This window comes from Ottowia sp., assembly GCF_047601385.1.
Lineage (GTDB): Bacteria > Pseudomonadota > Gammaproteobacteria > Burkholderiales > Burkholderiaceae_C > Ottowia.
Genome location: NZ_JASGJP010000001.1, coordinates 2,381,308 through 2,396,985, shown reverse-complemented (window position 1 = coordinate 2,396,985; position 15,678 = coordinate 2,381,308). Strand labels below are relative to the sequence as shown.

At 69.8% G+C, this 15,678-nt stretch carries 15 protein-coding genes; 3 read left to right on the top strand and 12 right to left on the bottom strand.

What is annotated here, in order from left to right:
- Positions 1-46 precede the first annotated feature (46 nt).
- The 10 genes from QM772_RS11710 to QM772_RS11665 all read right to left on the bottom strand — a co-directional run bounded on the left by QM772_RS11710 (position 47) and on the right by QM772_RS11665 (position 11,116).
- Positions 47-676 carry an AAA family ATPase gene (locus QM772_RS11710; protein WP_415136631.1) on the bottom strand — a complete coding sequence of 210 codons (630 nt, stop codon included), beginning with the start codon at positions 674-676 and terminating at the stop codon, positions 47-49.
- A gap of 68 nt (positions 677-744) precedes the next feature.
- Complete coding sequence (locus QM772_RS11705) at positions 745-1,101, bottom strand: type II toxin-antitoxin system prevent-host-death family antitoxin (protein ID WP_415136629.1); 357 nt, start codon at positions 1,099-1,101, stop codon at positions 745-747.
- Between the two features lie 79 nt (positions 1,102-1,180).
- Positions 1,181-2,110 carry a restriction endonuclease gene (locus QM772_RS11700; RefSeq protein WP_415136627.1) on the bottom strand — a complete coding sequence of 310 codons (930 nt, stop codon included), beginning with the start codon at positions 2,108-2,110 and terminating at the stop codon, positions 1,181-1,183.
- Between the two features lie 388 nt (positions 2,111-2,498).
- A complete protein-coding gene (locus tag QM772_RS11695) occupies positions 2,499-3,158 on the bottom strand; it encodes a GntR family transcriptional regulator (RefSeq protein WP_415136625.1) in 660 nt (219 codons plus the stop codon).
- Between the two features lie 91 nt (positions 3,159-3,249).
- A complete protein-coding gene (locus QM772_RS11690; protein WP_415136623.1) occupies positions 3,250-4,008 on the bottom strand; it encodes an amino acid ABC transporter ATP-binding protein in 759 nt (252 codons plus the stop codon).
- Between the two features lie 61 nt (positions 4,009-4,069).
- Positions 4,070-5,164 carry an amino acid ABC transporter permease gene (locus QM772_RS11685; RefSeq protein WP_415136621.1) on the bottom strand — a complete coding sequence of 365 codons (1,095 nt, stop codon included), beginning with the start codon at positions 5,162-5,164 and terminating at the stop codon, positions 4,070-4,072.
- A gap of 13 nt (positions 5,165-5,177) precedes the next feature.
- Entirely contained in the window at positions 5,178-6,026 is an 849-nt protein-coding gene (locus QM772_RS11680; protein WP_415136619.1) for an ABC transporter substrate-binding protein, read from the bottom strand.
- Between the two features lie 61 nt (positions 6,027-6,087).
- Positions 6,088-6,828: an acetoacetate decarboxylase family protein gene (locus QM772_RS11675; RefSeq protein ID WP_415136617.1), complete on the bottom strand. Its 741-nt coding sequence runs from the start codon at positions 6,826-6,828 to the stop codon at positions 6,088-6,090.
- A gap of 187 nt (positions 6,829-7,015) precedes the next feature.
- Positions 7,016-9,031: a RecQ family ATP-dependent DNA helicase gene (locus QM772_RS11670; RefSeq protein ID WP_415136615.1), complete on the bottom strand. Its 2,016-nt coding sequence runs from the start codon at positions 9,029-9,031 to the stop codon at positions 7,016-7,018.
- A 114-nt stretch (positions 9,032-9,145) separates the two neighbouring features.
- Entirely contained in the window at positions 9,146-11,116 is a 1,971-nt protein-coding gene (locus QM772_RS11665) for a gamma-glutamyltransferase family protein (protein ID WP_415136613.1), read from the bottom strand.
- Positions 11,117-11,264: 148 nt separating this feature from the next.
- Here QM772_RS11665 and QM772_RS11660 point away from each other — a divergent pair, with 148 nt between their 5' ends.
- Positions 11,265-12,311: a homocysteine S-methyltransferase family protein gene (locus QM772_RS11660; protein WP_415136611.1), complete on the top strand. Its 1,047-nt coding sequence runs from the start codon at positions 11,265-11,267 to the stop codon at positions 12,309-12,311.
- Positions 12,312-12,326: 15 nt separating this feature from the next.
- Here QM772_RS11660 and QM772_RS11655 read toward each other — a convergent pair whose 3' ends face one another.
- Entirely contained in the window at positions 12,327-13,103 is a 777-nt protein-coding gene (locus QM772_RS11655) for a hypothetical protein (protein WP_415136609.1), read from the bottom strand.
- 107 nt (positions 13,104-13,210) lie between these two features.
- On the opposite strand from QM772_RS11655, the gene QM772_RS11650 reads away from it, so the two are divergent.
- The gene (locus tag QM772_RS11650) at positions 13,211-13,477 is read left to right on the top strand and encodes a helix-turn-helix domain-containing protein (protein WP_415136607.1); all 267 of its coding nucleotides are present in this window, start codon (positions 13,211-13,213) and stop codon (positions 13,475-13,477) included.
- Positions 13,478-13,567: 90 nt separating this feature from the next.
- On the opposite strand, the gene QM772_RS11645 is transcribed toward QM772_RS11650, so the two are convergent.
- Complete coding sequence (locus QM772_RS11645; RefSeq protein ID WP_415136605.1) at positions 13,568-14,794, bottom strand: phospholipase A; 1,227 nt, start codon at positions 14,792-14,794, stop codon at positions 13,568-13,570.
- A gap of 411 nt (positions 14,795-15,205) precedes the next feature.
- Between QM772_RS11645 and QM772_RS11640 the strand changes: the two genes are divergently transcribed.
- A complete protein-coding gene (locus QM772_RS11640) occupies positions 15,206-15,589 on the top strand; it encodes a hypothetical protein (RefSeq protein WP_415136603.1) in 384 nt (127 codons plus the stop codon).
- Positions 15,590-15,678 lie beyond the last annotated feature (89 nt).

Below are 15,678 nucleotides of genomic sequence, written 5' to 3'. Positions count from 1 at the left end.
ACCAGTCCAGCCACCTCGAAGCCGAGGCTGATGCCAGGCGAGCGGGTTACAGCGCCGCCTCCACCACCGGCTTGGCCCAGTCGGGCACGCGCCGCAGCGCGGCGGCATCATCGGCCGCCGGCCACACCAGCCGCCCGCGCTCGATCAGCGCGACACACACCGGGTCGGGCACCGCCTGGCCGGGCGCCACGGCGGCGCTGTTGTCGTAGAGCTGCGCCTGCGCCAGATTCGGCAGCAGGGCGATCAGGTTGGCGACGGCGGCGGTCCAGCGTTCGCGGATTTTCGCCTCGGGGATGTCGTGGCCGCCCCGAGCCACCCGGGCGCGCACGCGTGCGAGGTGCAGCTCGGGCGAGGCCAGTCCGCAGAACCACACCAGCACGTCGTGCGTGCGCGCGGCGGCCAGCAGGCGCGCGGGCACGCTGCGGCCGCCCAGCGTGGTCTCGAAGGCGTGGCTGCGGCCCTGCGCCACGGCTTCGTCCAGCCGGCGCATGCCTTCGCGCCAGGCGGCGGCGTTGGCGGCCGTAGGGTCCAGGCCGGTGGCGGCGCGCAGTTCGCGGGCGAAGCTGTCGGGGTTGAACCAGGCCAGGCCGGCGCGCGTGAGCAGGTGGCCGCCGACGGAGCTCTTGCCGGCGCCGTTGACGCCGGCCAGCACGTAGAGGACAGGGCGGGCGCTCATTCTTTATTCAAGCCAAATTGGCCTCCAGCGCCCGTCCAGCAAGCGCTGGCAGCTATTGAATCAATAGCTCAATGGCTCTCGCCCGCCCTCACCTGCCCGCCCAGCGCGGCCGGCTGGGCGAATACGCCGCGCAGGCGCTCGCCGGCATCGGCGGCGGCCAGGGTGGCCAGGCGCTGGTCGAAGCGGCGGCGCAGGGTGTCGAGCGCGTCGTCCTGCCGCGCCTCGGCGCCCTGGGCGGCTTGCAGCAGGCGCTGGTATTCGTCGGTGGAGAGGATCACCGCCTCGGGCCGGTCGTGGTTGGTGACCAGCACCTTGCCTTCGCGCCCGACGGCGCGCATCAGGCCGCGCCAGCCGAGCTTCTTGACGTCGGACGCTGGCGCGCGCGCCAGCCCGGAAAAGCCTTCGATGGGAATCGCCACGGCCATGCTCAGCTCCTTCAAGAACCCAATAAGGCCATTTTACCCCTTTCGGGCGGCCTGCGGGACGGCCAGGCGGCGTGGGCGTTCAGGCGAGGTGGCGCCCGGCGCTGGCCATCTCGGTCGGCAGGAAACCCGTCGGCACGGGCGCGTCCCCCGGTGCCAGGGACAGGGCTTCGCTCGCGGTCAGCGGCGGCAGCCCAGTGCTGCCGGGGTGGTCCTTGAGCGCGCCCCTCGCCATCGGCTCGGTGGGCTGGAAGTCGCGCCGCACGCGCACCTCGTGGTCCGGGCGCAACACCGGCACCCGGTTGACTGGCGCAGGCGCGGCAGCGGGCACGGGCGCGGCAGCGGTCGCGGGCAAGGGCGGCGTGGCCCTGGCCGGACGTTGCGCGGGTACGGGCGCCTCTTTGCCGGCGGCGCCGCGCAGCCGGGACGAATCGAGCAGCAGAATGCCGCACTGCGCGGCGAGTTGGCGTGCCGCGGGCGTGAACGCGTCGCTGGCGCACAGCAGGACGCCGCCGTCGGCGCCGCGCCGCGCCACGTCGCGCGCCAGCAGGCTCACGGCCGGGGCGTCCAGCTCCGCGGCCTGCCACTGGTCGGCGTGGACCACCCAGGTGCGCGCACCCTTGCGCAGCGTCCGTGCCGCACCCTCCTGCCAGGGCTGGCCAGGGCTCAGGTCGGCGAGGCCGCGCTCGGCGAAGAACCGGCTCGCCAGCCGGGACAGGCTGGGCCAGTCCATCGCGTCGGGCGGTGCCTGCGTGGCGGGCGGCGTCTGCGTGGCGGGCTCGCCCTTGTGGGCGGGCCATGCCCGCAAGGACAGCGCGAATGCCAGCAGCAGCAGCGGCGGCAGCACCATCATCGGCTGCGGCAGGCTGAAGGCGCCCACCGAATGGGTGGCGGCGACATACAGACCGGCCAGCACGATGGCCGCCGCCCCCGCCAGTGCCCAGGCCAGGCGCCGGCCCCGCGCCGGCGAGGCATGGGGCGGATGGCTTTCGGCGCGAATGCTTCTTTTCATGGTGTCTTCTCCCCTGTTCGGGTGCCTTTGTGACAGCAGCCGCCGGCATTGTCGGCGCAGGCATGCGTGGCCCCTGTGCAACTTTGCACGGCCGGCGGCGATTCGCCGCTCCAGGGCTCGCGCGAGGCCAGCCGATGTGCGCTTTCTGGCAGCTTCTCCGGCCGGGCTGGGTCGCCGGCGCGCGATTCGCCAGCGCGCCTGCCGGGATTGCGCCAGGCCGGCCCGGCACGCATGGGCGCACGGCCACCGGCTGGGCTCCTGCCCGCGCCGTGGATGCCGGGGCGGGTGTCGATTTCAGGCCAAACCGGCCTCCAGCGCTTTCCAGGCAAGCGCCAGGTGCTATCTAACAAATAGCGCCCGCGCACTGGCCGAGCTCCCCGGCAGCGGCTCAGCAGGCGCGCAGGATGTCCCGGAGCGCGTCCGAGTCGTGGGCGACGTGTTCGCTCAACAGCCGTCGCGCCAGGGCGGCATCTCCCGCCGCGATGGCGCGCGCCAGGGGGCGGTGGTCGATCGGCCCCATGTCGGGACGGCGCACCATGCGGCTGCAGAAGTGCCAGAGTCTCAGCGACAGGTTGAAATGCATGGCCAGGATCGGCTCCAGGAAGGAGTTGCGGGCCATCTGGTAGATGGCCCGGTGCACCTTGGCATCGCCGTTGATCTTCTCGCTGCTGTTGGTGACCAGCACCACGGCGTCGGCCAGCTTGACCAGCGCCTGGCGCTCGTCGTCCGACGCGCGGAGGGCGGCCAGCTCGGCGGCCAGCCCTTCTATTTCCAACCGGATTTCCTTGATCAGCTGCTGGTCGGTGATCGCGATCTCGGCGGCGAAGATGCCCTGGCGAGGATAGATGACCACCAGCCGCTCCCGCTCCAGCCGCCGCAGCGCCTCGCGGATGGGCGCCAGGCCGACATTGAGCTCGGCGCTCAGGTTTCTTTCGTTGAGCGGGGTTTTCGGCAGGTATTCCAGCGTCACCAGGCTGTCCCGGAGCCGCCGGTACACCAGGTCGCTCATCCGATCCGTGGTGCGACCGCTGGTTTTTGTCTCTAGCATGGGAGTGCGTTTCGCCTCGACGTCGCGGCCGCCGGATGATAGCTTCCCCCGCGGCCGCCGCGCCCGAGGGCGCGGCCAGCCTTTCTCCGGCTCAGTGCGCGCCCGCTTGGACGAAGCGGCGCACGAAGGCCTGCGTAGCGGCTTCCCTCGGGCGCTCGAAGATGTCCTCCGGCCGGCCTTTCTCAAGGATGATGCCTTTGTGCATGAAGCAGATCGTGTCGGAGATCTGCTGGGCGAAAGCCATTTCGTGCGTCGTGAGCACCATGGTCATACCGCGGTCGGCCAGCGAGCGGATGAGGTCCAGCACCTCGCCCACCAGTTCCGGGTCGAGCGCGGAGGTGACCTCGTCCAGCAGCAGCACCTCGGGCTCCATCACCAGGGCGCGCGCGATGGCCACGCGCTGCTGCTGACCGCCGGAGAGCTGGTCGGGGTAGGCGTCGGCCTTTTCCGCCAGCCCCACGCGCTGGAGCAGTTCGCGCGCGCGGTGCTCGGCTTCGCCCTTGGTGAAGAGCTGCGCGCGCACGGGCGCCAGCATGCAGTTCTTCAGCACCGTCATGTGCGGGAACAGGTTGAAGCTCTGGAACACCATGCCGATCTTGCGGCAGATCGCCACCCGGTCCACGCCCTCGCCGGAGATCACCTCGCCCGCATACCGCACCTCGCCGCCCTGGATGTCCTCCAGCCCGTTGATGCAGCGCAGCAGCGTGGACTTGCCGGAGCCCGAGGCGCCGATCAGCGTGATGACGTGGTGCTGCGGAACGTCGAGGTTGATGTGGTTGAGCACCTGGTGGGTGCCGTAGATCTTGACGACGTCCACCAGGGAGAGCAGTGCGTTGTCGCGGTCGCTCATTGGATAACCTCCGTGCTTCGCACTGCGGTGTAAGCCCCCTTCGGAGCGGCCGGGCGGGGGCTCATGGCGCCACCTTGCCCTTGGCGATGAGCCGATCGACGAAGCGGGTCTGCGGGATCGTGATCAGCACGAACAGGATGCAGACGACCGTGATGGCCGACAGGTTGTAGAGGTTGGCGGCGTAGATCTTGGCCTGCGCGAAGGTGTCGATGATGCCGACGATGTTCACCAGCGCCGTGTCCTTCTGCAGCGCCACGAAGATGCTCAGCAGCGGCGGCGCCATGCGCTTGAGCGCCTGCGGCAGCACCACGCAGCGGAAGATCGAATAGCGCGACAGCCCCAGCGAGCGCCCGGCCGAGATCTGGCTGGGGTGGATGCTCTCGATGCCCGCGCGCAGAATCTCGGCCTGGTAGGCGGCGTAGGTCAGGGTGAGCGCGATGATGGCGTAGGTGGCCGAGTTGGCGTCGCCGATGAAGGGGGTCTCGGTCAGCGGCAGGCCGAAGCAGATGAGGTACACCACCACGATCGCCGGCAGGCCGCGGAACACGTCGATGTAGGTGATGCACAGCACGCGCACCAGGCGGAAGCTGTGTCCCGGCAGCGAGCGCCCCACGGCCAGCACGAGCCCCAGCGCCAGCGAGGCCAGCTCCGCGCCGATGGCGATCCAGACGTTGATCTTGGCGGCCTTGGCCACGTCAGCGAAGCTCTCCGAGATCACCTCCCACTTCAGGAAGGTCTTGGCGACCGCACCCGTGTTCACCGTGACGAAGATGAGCAGCGCCAGCACCGGCGCCAGGAACAGCACGGCGCCGATGGCCGACCAGGCCTGGTCGCGCGCGCCGGCCGCGGCGCGGCGCGCCTCGGTGAAGCGCCGGGCCTGCCAGTGGCGCCGCGACTGGCTGCGCCGGCGCAGGGCGCGGACGATGTCAATCACCGGCACGACCAGCGCCGCCAGCGGCAGCAGGATGCTGGGCAGGGCGCCGAGCCCCGGCGCCAGGTAGCGCCCGGCATGCAAGCCCGCGTAGTAGCCCAGCGCGGCGAGCGCGGCCGAGGCCAGCACCGCGGCCGCCAGCAGCCAGGCCGTGCCGGGCGGCGCCATCGGCGTTCGGGCTGCTGCGGAAGTCTTTTCCATGGGGAGGGCTTGCGGGACGCTCATGGCAGCACTCGCCTCAGGGCACGCGCCACATCGGGATGGCGTTGGGATCGCCGCCCAGGCCGGGCTCCAGCCACTTCACTTCGACGGCGCGCAAGCTGCCGTCCTTGCGCATGTCGTCCAGGATCTGGTTGACGGGCGCCACGTTCTTGGAGCCCTTCGGGAACAACGCCGCGATGTCGCCTCCGGCCGGATAGCGCCCCACCACTTTCAGCGACATGCGTTTCGCTGCGCGCATCACCACGTTGGTGTCGGTCAGCACGGCGTCGATCTGGCGTGACCGCAGCGCCGTCCACATGTCGTCATTGGACTGGAACAGGCGCAGCTTCTGCGGATCGATCAGCTTGGTTTCGCGGATGAACTTTTCCTGAGCGGAGCCCAGCAGTGAGCCGATGCTGGCGTTGCGGATGCTGTCCTCCGTCAGGTCGGAGTTCGGGCGTACCAGCACGCCGGTGTCTGCCTTGCGATAGGGGTCGGAGAAATCGACCGCCTGTTTGCGCGCATCGGTGATCAGGATGTCCCACACGGACATGTCGAAATCGCTCCCCTTGCCGGTGACGATCGATTCGAACGAGGCGTTCTTGATGATCAACTTCTTGCCGCCCGCGCGGTTGGCGATCTCGGCCACCATGCAGTACATGTAGCCGCCGTTGATCGTCTCCGGCGTGTTGCCGTTGTAGGCGCCGGGCGAGGGCAGCGGCACGGCCACGGTCAGGGCGTCGGGCACGCGCGTGGCCATCGGGCGGACCGGCGGGTTCGGCGTGACGGTGCACTCGCCGTAGTTCGCCTGGGCCATGGCCAGCAGGGGAGCGGCGGCCAATGCCGTCGCCGCGGTGCGAAGAGCCTGTTTCAGTATGCGTTTCATTCTGACCACCTGTGCTAATGGGAGGAAGGGAAGGGGCATGCGCGCCCCCGGGGGGTGACTGTCAGACCAGGTTGGCGACGATCTTGGGCGTGCCGTTCTCGGCCGTGGCGTAGAAGTCGCCGACCGTGTATTCGGCGCCCAGCACTTCGACGACCTTCAGCGGCGTGCCGCCGAAGCTCACGGCCTTGCCCAGCGTCACGCTGCCCTTGCCGGCCTTGCGCAGCTTGGGCTGGTAGTCCTTGACGGTGTTGCGGCTCAGGATCTCGAAGCTCTGGAAGCTCGGGCCATTGGCCTGGGGTATGGCGCGTACTTGCAGGTGCGGGTAGAGCTGCAGGTCGGAGGCCGGCTTCGCCGCCTCTTCCACACCGCCTTCCAGGGTGATCTCGAAGATCGTCTCGCCTTCCAGCCAGACGCGGCCGCGTGCGTTGCCGTCCTTCTCCTCGAGCGAGATCTTGGCGAAGTGCTTGGGATAGCCCCACAGCTCGCGCCCGCCGGCCACCGTGGCCGGGTTGTCCTCGTATTCGAAGTAGTAGTTGCCGCCCCTCTGGTCGCCGTAGCGCACGGCCAGGATCACGGCGGCGTCGAAGTAGTTGCGCGCGCCCACGTTGTTGAAGTCGGCCACGGAGACCACGAAGCGGTCGTCCGCCAGCTCGAAGGGCGTGGGCTCCAGCATGGCCTCCAGTTGCGCCGCGTCGCCCCGGCAGGTGACGGAGAGGGTCTTGAGATCGGGGCACTGGTAGGTCCGGTTGCCCGGGCCGTAGTTCAGGAATTTGAAGAAGCTGTTGATGTCGTAGGGCTTCATGGCCAACTCTCGGGAAGTGAAGACGAGACTGATAATCCAAACATTTCACTGAAATGTCAATAAAATTTTTACAGCGCGCCGCAAGGCATGGCCTCCCGGAGGAAATGGCGTGGGGGCAGGCCAGGAAGGTGCGCACCGATGCGGGGCGCCCGATGGCGAACGCCATGCGGCGTCCACTGCGCCAGGGTCAGCCGCGGCCGGGTTCGCTGCCGCAGACCCGCAGCACTTCTTCGCCGTACTTGTCCAGCTTGGCGGCGCCGATGCCGCTGATGCCATGCAGATCATGAAGCGCCTGCGGCGCACGCGCGGCGATGGCGGCGAGCGTGGCGTCGTGAAAGATCACGTAGGCGGGCAGGTTGTGCTCGCGCGCGACCTCGGCGCGCCAGGCTTTCAGCGCGGCGAAGCGGGCCTGGGCGGCGGCGTCCAGTTCGGCCGCGGCCGGCGGCGCGGCGCCGGCGCGGGCCTTGCGCTGGCGCTCGCGCGATTCCCGGGGCGCAGGCGCGGCGGCGGTGGCGGCGCGCAGGCGCACGGGCTGCCCGCCCTTGAGGATGGGGCGGGCGGCGTCTTCCAGGCGCAGCGTGTTGAAGCGCTCGGCATCGACGCTGACGGCGCCCAGCGCAATGAGTTGGCGCAACACGCCGCGCAGCTGCGCCTCGCTGAACTCGGCGCCGAGGCCGAAGGTGCTGACGCGCTCGTGGCCGAATTGCTTGACCTTGTCGGTGGGCTTGCCGCGCAGGATGTCCATCACGTGTCCGGTGCCGAAGCCGATGCCGCTCACCTGCTGCACGCGGTAGATGGTGGACAGCAGCTTGCGTGCGCAGTCGGTGGCGTCCCACACCTCGGGCGGGTGCAGGCAGTTGTCGCAGTTGCCGCAGAAGCCGGGGCGGTAGCGCGGTGCGGCATCTTCTGAGTCAAATTGGCCTCCAGCGCTTGCTGTAACTGCGCCAGCAGCTCCCGAATCGATAGCATCCGAGGCGCCCGCCATGTCCTCGCCAAAGTAGGCCAGCAGCCGCTCGCGCCGGCAGCCGGTGGCCTCGGCCAGGGCCAGCAGCGCGTCCAGCTTGCCGCGCATGACCTGCTTGAACTCCTCACCCGCCGGGCTCTCGTCGATCATGCGGCGCTGGTTTACCACGTCCTGCAGGCCGTAGGCCATCCAGGCCTGGGCCGGCGCGCCGTCGCGGCCGGCGCGGCCGGTCTCTTGGTAGTAGCCCTCGATGTTCTTGGGCATGTCCACGTGGGCGACGAAGCGCACGTCGGGCTTGTCGATGCCCATGCCGAAGGCGATGGTCGCCACCATCACCACGCCGTCCTCGCGCAGGAAGCGGTCCTGGTTCTGCTGCCGCACTTCGGGCGGCAGGCCGGCGTGGTAGGGCAGCGCGTCCAGCCCGTGCTCGCACAGCGTCTGCGCCAGCTCCTCCACCCGCTTGCGCGACTGGCAGTAGACGATGCCGGCCTCGCCAGCGTGCTCGCGCTCGATGAACTGCAACAGCTGGCGCGTGGGCTCCTTCTTCTCGCCTACGCGATAGCGGATGTTCGGCCGGTCGAAGCTGCTGACGAACCGGCGCGCGTCCTGCAACTGCAGCCGCTCCACGATGTCGGCGCGCGTGGTGGCGTCGGCCGTGGCCGTCAGCGCGATGCGCGGCACGCCGGGCCAGCGCTCGTGCAGCACGGTGAGCTGGCGGTACTCGGGGCGGAAGTCGTGGCCCCACTGGCTGACGCAGTGCGCCTCGTCGATGGCGAACAGGCTCAGTTGACCGTGCGCGTGCAGCGTGTCCAGCAGGCCCAGGAAGCGCGGCGTGGTCACGCGCTCGGGCGCGGCATAGAGCAGCGTGAGCTGGCCGGCCAGCAGGCGGCGCTCGATGTCCTCGGCCTGCTCCCAGTCCAGCGTGGAGTTGAGGAAGGCCGCCGCCACACCGGCTTCGCGCAGCGCGCCGACCTGGTCGTGCATCAGCGCGATCAGAGGCGAGATGACCAGCGTCACCCCGCGCCCCTGCTGCTGCCGCACGATGGCCGGCACCTGGTAGCACAACGACTTGCCGCCGCCGGTGGGCATCAGCACCAGCGCGTCGCCGTTGCCGATGACGTGCTGAACGATGTCGGCCTGCTGGCCGCGGAAGTGTTCGTAGCCGAAGACTTCACGTAGGACGGCGTCGGGCGTGGAGGCCAGGGAGGGCACTGAGGTTGGAGCAGGCACGGGCTGCATTGTGGCCCAGCGAGAACGGGCCGCCCGCCAACAAAAATCCCCGCCGGCCAAGGGCCGGGTGGGGATGGGGCAAGCAGCGGCCGCTGAGCGCTGCCGCGTGGGCAAAGCGCCCGTCTACAGCGTGCCGTCGCCCAGCACGATGCCCTCGCGCCGCGGATCGACGCCGCCCTCCAGCTTGGCGGTGCCGCTCTGGTTCACGCGCATGATGGTGGAGATGCCGCTGGACTGCGCGCTGGTGGAGACGGTGTGCCCCTTGGCTTGGAGGCCGCTCACCAGCGCCGTCAGATCCTGCGTGGTGTTGGAGCCGTCCACGCTGGTGGTGGCACTGTTGCTGGCGCCGAAGTCGGTCAGCGAGGTGGCCTGCTGCGCGTCCAGCCCCCAGTCGAGCGCGCCGACCACGGTCTTGAGCACGTACTGGATGATCGCCCCGCCGCCCGGCGAGCCGGTGGCCATGAGGAAGTCGCCCGGCGCCGTGCCCTTGAACACCAGCGTCGGCGCCATCGTGCTGCGCGGGCGCTTGCCGGGCTCGACGCGGTTGGCGATGGGGTTGCCCTCGGCGTCGGCCGGCTGGCCCGAGAAGTCGGTCAACTGGTTGGTCAGCAGGAAGCCATCGACCATGTGGAACGAGCCCATGCTGGACTCCACCGTGGTGGTCATCGACAGCGCGTTGCCGTAGGCATCGACGATGGAGAAGTGCGTGGTGCCGTATTCGGGCGTGGGGGCGACGCCCCACTTCAGGCTCTTGGCGTCGAACACGCCGGGCTGCGCCGTGCCCATGCTCTGGTCGGGGTTGATCAGCGCGGCGCGCGAGGCCAGGTAGGCCGGGTCGAGCAGCGACGACAGGCCCTTGCCGGGCAGCGGCACGAAGTCGGTGTCGGCGACGTATTTGTCGCGGTCGGCGTAGGCCAGGCGCTCGGCCTCGGACACCAGGTGCACGCCCATCACGCTGGGCACGCCGCCTTCGTCGGCGGGGTTGGAGGGCGGGTAGGCCGACAGGTCGAAGTTGCCCAGGATGCCCAGCGCCTGCGCGATGGCGATGCCGCCCGAGGACGGCGGCGACATGGTGCACACGTGGTAGGCGGCGCGGTAGGTGGTGCACACCGGCTCGCGCCGCTTGGCCTGGTAGGCGGCCAGGTCGTCCAGCGTCATCAGGCTGGGGGTGATCGGGGTCTTGGCCGCGTCGTCGCCCACCGACTGGCGCGCCTTGTCGATGATGGCCTGGGCGATCGGGCCCGTGTGCAGCGCGTCGGCGCCCTGCGCCGCCAGCGCCTTCAGCGTGACGGCGTAGGGCGCGTTGGTCATCACCGACAGCGCGGCGCGCGGCTGGCCGTCGGCGGTGAAGTAGGTCTGCATGGCGTTGGCGTCCAGCGCCAGGCTGGCGGCGTTCGAGGCGATGGCGCTGGCCAGCCGCTGCGGCACCTGGAAGCCCTGCTCGGCCAGGGCGATGCCCTCGTCGAACAGTTGGCTCCACGTCAGCTTGCCGTGGTCCTGGTGCGCCATCTCCAGCATGCGCATGACGCCCGGCACGCCGATGGAGCGGCCGCTGCGGCGCGCGCTGGGCACGGGCGCGGGGGAGCTGGCGTCCGCCTGGTCCTGGCGCGCCAGGTAGTAGCCGCTGGCGGCGGCGGGCGCGGTCTCGCGGCCGTCGTAAGCCATCACCTTCTTGGTCTCGGCGTCGAAGTAGAGCATGAAGGCGCTGCCCGCGATGGTGCTCGACTGCGGCTCCACCAGGCCCAGCACCGCCTGCACCGCCACCGCGGCGTCGGCGGCGCTGCCGCCGGCCTTCAGCACGTCGCAGCCGGCCTTGGTGGCCAGCGGGGTGTTGGCCACCACCATGTATTTGCTCGAGTACTTAGCCTTGTAGCCCAGGCGGTAGCCCGAGGCCGCCTCCGGCGCGGCCGGGTCGCCCGGGTCGCCCGAGCCGACGATGACGGGCGTGCCGTCCGCCGTCGAGGCGGTGCAACTGTAGGAATTGGTGTCCACCGCCAGGGCGGTGCCCGGCGCGTTGTCGTCCGAACCGCCGCAGGCGGCCAGCGCCAGGGCCAGCACAACGGGCCTGAGCTTCCAGAATGTTCGCGATCGCATGGTGGGTTCCTCGTTGTCTAGGTCTCGTCCTCATCCCCGGACGGGGGATAAGGACACTCTACCCGGAATACCAGTCAGCCAACGGCCCGGCGGGCTTGGCCCACTGGCTCGCTCGGGTAATGGCGCCCCGGCTTCCTACAATCGACGCATGAACCCGCCCGCCTATACCCGCGCCGCCGCGCTGCCCGGCATCTTGGCGCAGCGCCTGGTCATCCTCGACGGCGCCATGGGCACCATGATCCAGCGCTTCAAGCTCACCGAAGAACAGTACCGCGGCGAGCACTTCGCCGGTTTCCCGCGCGACGTGAAGGGCAACAACGAACTGCTCTCGCTCACGCGGCCCGACGTGATCAGCGACATCCACGCCGGCTACCTGGCCGCCGGCGCCGACCTGATCGAGACCAACACCTTCGGCGCCACGACCGTCGCGCAGGAGGACTACGGCATGGCCGAGCTGGCGCGCGAGATGAACGTGGCCAGCGCCCGCCTTGCGCGCGCCGCCTGCGACAAGTATTCAACGCCCGACAAGCCCCGCTTCGTCGCAGGCGCCCTCGGCCCCACGCCCAAGACCGCCAGCATCAGCCCCGACGTGAACGACCCCGGCGCGCGCAACATCAGCTTCGAGCAGCTGCGCGCGGCCTACCTGGAACAGGCGCTGGCGCTGATCGAGGGCGGCGCCGACGTGCTGCTGGTGGAGACCATCTTCGACACCCTCAACGCCAAGGCGGCGCTGTTCGCCATCGACGAGGCCTTCGAGCAGAGCGGCGAGCGCCTGCCCATCCTCATCAGCGGCACCGTCACCGACGCCTCGGGCCGCGTGCTCTCGGGCCAGACCGTCACCGCCTTCTGGTACAGCGTGCGCCATGCGCAGCCGCTGGCCGTGGGGCTGAACTGCGCGCTGGGCGCGGCGCTGATGCGGCCCTACGTCGAGGAACTGGCGCGCGTGGCCGCCGATACCTTCATCAGCTGCTACCCCAACGCCGGCCTGCCCAACCCGATGAGCGACACCGGCTTCGACGAGACGCCCGAGGTCACCAGCCGCCTGGTGCACGAGTTCGCGGCCGAGGGGCTGGTGAACATCGTCGGCGGCTGCTGCGGCACCACGCCGGAGCACATCGGCGCCATCGCCCGCGCCGTCGGCCCGCTGGCGCCGCGGGGTGTGCAGGCGGCGGGGTTCTACAGGGCGGCGGCCTGAGGGCAGGCCGGTGCGTCAGTTCTTGATGGCGGCGTAGATGAAGCCGTCTGTCTGCGCGCTGTTCGCAGCCAGCGCCCACAGCCTGCGCTGGGCGGTGTCGTAGACGGCGATGCCGCGCACGGTGACGCCGTTGCCCAGCGCACACGCATCACCCTGGAAGGTGATCGTTACGTCGTACACGTTTTTGCCCGAGGCGCGCGGCTTGACCGAGCCGGAACCGCCGCAGCCCTGAGCGGGGGACATGGTGACCTCGCCGGAGGACGCGACGCTGATCGTCGCCGCCTGCGGCAGCGTGGTGCCCGTGACACCTGTGCCGGAAAACGTGCCGGCCACGGCTGACTGCGAGGCCGGCTGGTCGTACGAGGCGCCATAGCTGCCGGTGAACGTCGAGCCGTTCGACAGGCTGACGTCGACGTAACTCTTGGTCGAGAAGGTGCCTGCGTAGGTGCCAGGGCTGACGGTACGCGACAACAGATTGAAGTCCCGCCCCGAGCCGGAAAGAGATGTGCCGCTGTAGCTGGTTTGGCCAACCAGCGCGCCCACGATGTAGCCGTCTGACTCATACAGACCCCAGGTCTTGCCGTCGTCCAGCACCGCCAGGAAAACATCCGTGCCGGTCGAGGCGCGGCCGACCCAGAAGCCTTCCGGACTGGCTTGGGGAGCAGGCGCCGGAGCCGGAGTCGGCGCGGGTGCGGGAGATGGGGTCGGCCCGGTCGCGTCCTCGTCCCCGCTGCCGCCGCAGGCCGCCATAAAGGCGCACAGCAGCCCTACGGCCGCGAGCTTCTTGTTCATGGTTGTCCTCTTTCGCTTGAATGGATGGTGGTTGGGTCTGAGCCGCGCCGATCGTACCCTGAAAAGTCTGAAATGGACTATTCCAGATTGGAATCGAGCATCGGCGGGTGTCCGTTTCCGTCCACAATTCACGCTACCAGGCCGTGCGGTCGGCGCTGGTGGCTCTGCGCAAGAAGGCGGGGCTCTCGCAGGCGCAGTTGGCCGAGCGGCTGGAGGTGGGGCAGTCCTACGTGTCGAAGATCGAGCGCGGCGAGGCCTACGTCGATGTGATGCTGTTCATCGACTGGTGCCTGGCCTGCGGTGCCAAGCCTGGGACGGTGCTCAATCGCATGCTGGCGGCGCTGCCCGATCAGGCAGGCTTGACGGGCCGGTAGCGCCGGCCCAGCAACTGAACACTATTTAATTGATAGCTGTCAGCGCTTGCTGGATGGGCGCTAGAGGCCGATTTGGCTTGAAACCCCGGCTCAGAAGTCCACCAGGCTCAGCCCGATCGAGAACACGGTGCGCTTGAAGTTGTAGTCCAGCAGGCTGTCGCCGTAGCCGTGGAAGACGGCCGTGTACAGCCGCAGGCCCGAGAAGCTGTTGCCCAGCCCGTCGCCCAGCGAGCGCGTCCACTCCAGCCGGCCGGAGCCGCGCCGGTTGAAGCCGGTGTAGGTGGCGCGCAGGCTGTTCTTGCTGTCGATGTTCCAGCCCAGGGTGAGGTCGCCGCGGCCGACGTAGCGGCTGATGTCGGAGTTGTTGTCCTTCAGCACGTCCTCGGGCAGGCGCTTCCACAGCCGCAGTTGCAGGTTGAGGCGGTTGTCCTTCTCGAAGCCGGCCATCAGGTAGACGCGGTTCCAGCTGCGCGACAGCGGGTCGCTCTGCCCGTTGGACTGGTGCACCAGCCCGGCGCCGCTGTAGCGCCACAGCCAGCCGCCGGGCAGCTTCATCGTGGTCGGGTAGACGTAGATCAGCTCCGGCATGTGGTCGGTGTTGCGGAACGGCCGCGACAGCGCGCTGTTGAACAGCTGCCAGTACGACTGCGCCGTGTAGGCCGCCCACAGCGAGTCGCGCAGCGTGCCGTCCCGGGGCGTGAGCAGCCCGCTGGCCAGCTTGGTGCGCACCGAGACCGCCAGGCGCATCTCGTGCTTGCTGTAGTCGATCGGCTCGGTGGCGCTGTTGAGCGGGTTGGGCGAGCTGGGCTGGCGGTTGATGTGGTCGCCGGCGGCGACGGAGACGGTGGAGGGCTGGAACGCGCGCAGCCCGAAGGTGGGGCAGCTGGAGCCCGACTCCAGCTCCCAGAAGCGCGACAGGTCGGAGAACTGCCGGTCGCGGCAGCCCTGCTCCAGCCCCACGCCGATGATGCCGGCCGAGCCCGACGCCGGGCCGCCTTCCACCCGCTCGGGCTGCACGGTGGCCAGCGCCGCCGCCACCTGGCCGCGCACTACCGCCGCCTGGGCGCTGGGCGCCTCGTTGCGCGTGGGCGAAGTCTCGGCCGAGCGGACTTTCTCCTCGATGGCGGCCAGCAGGTCCTGCTGCTCGCGCGCCCAGCCGTCGAAGCAGTTCAGGCGCGCCCTGTCGGGCTTGCCCAGGCAGGCCTGCCAGGCGGCCGCGGCCTCGGCGCGGGCGGGCGTTGGCGGCTGCGCGGCGGCGAGAACCGGCAGCACGAGCGAAAGAACGGACAGGGCGGGTCGGATGAACGGTTTCGGCATGGTGAAGAAGGGCTGGGCGCGTGCGCCGCAACGTGTTCGGGCAATGGGTATTGTGCGGGCCCGCGCCCTTCGCTGCCGGCGCCGGCTTGCTTCACCTTGTGAGGCGCACGCCGCTTCCGGCGCGGCTCGCCAGGACGTGGCGGCGGGCCGGGCCGGCGCGCGCCGGGCGGAATGGCCTCGCCCTTGGTCACCAGGGCCAGCGGCCCCAGCGTGACGCGGCTGCCGTGCGCCACCCGGCCGGCGGCGTCGCTCAAAGGGAGTATGACCAACGTCGTACACCGCAAGTAAGACGACAAACTTTCGACCAGCGCCTAACATTTTGATTCATCGGCCCAGGCTGTTTCGCGCTCCTTCCGGGGCGCGGCCGGGCAGGTGAAACGAAGCCGGATGAACGGCCTTTGGAGGTGGAACATGAAACCACTGCATTGCTTCGGACGCGGCGCGCTCCTGGCCCTGGCAGGGTGCTCGGCAGGCGGGCTGGCCATGGCGGAGAACAGCCAGAAGGTCAACGTGCGCGGCGCCGTCGTCAACCGTGCCGCGAGCGGCGGCGAGGCGGTGATGAACATCGGCTCCAACCAGGGAAAGGTCAGGATCGTGGGCGGCAACCGCCAGCAGGTGGACATCAGCGGCGCGGTGGTCAACGCCGCCGACGCGGGCGCCCGCAGCGAGCTGAACATCGCCTCCCGGGATCGTGCCAGGGCAGGCAACAACCAGGTGGTGTCCGTCAGCGGTCCGGTGGTGACTTCCGCCAGCGGACGGGGCGTCACCAGCACCGTGAACATCGGCGACCGCTAGGTCGCCCAGCCATTCGGCGGGCTGTCAACCAACACAACCGCCGAGTCCATGTGTCCATGCGGGTACGGGTGCCGCAGGGGGCACTTCGT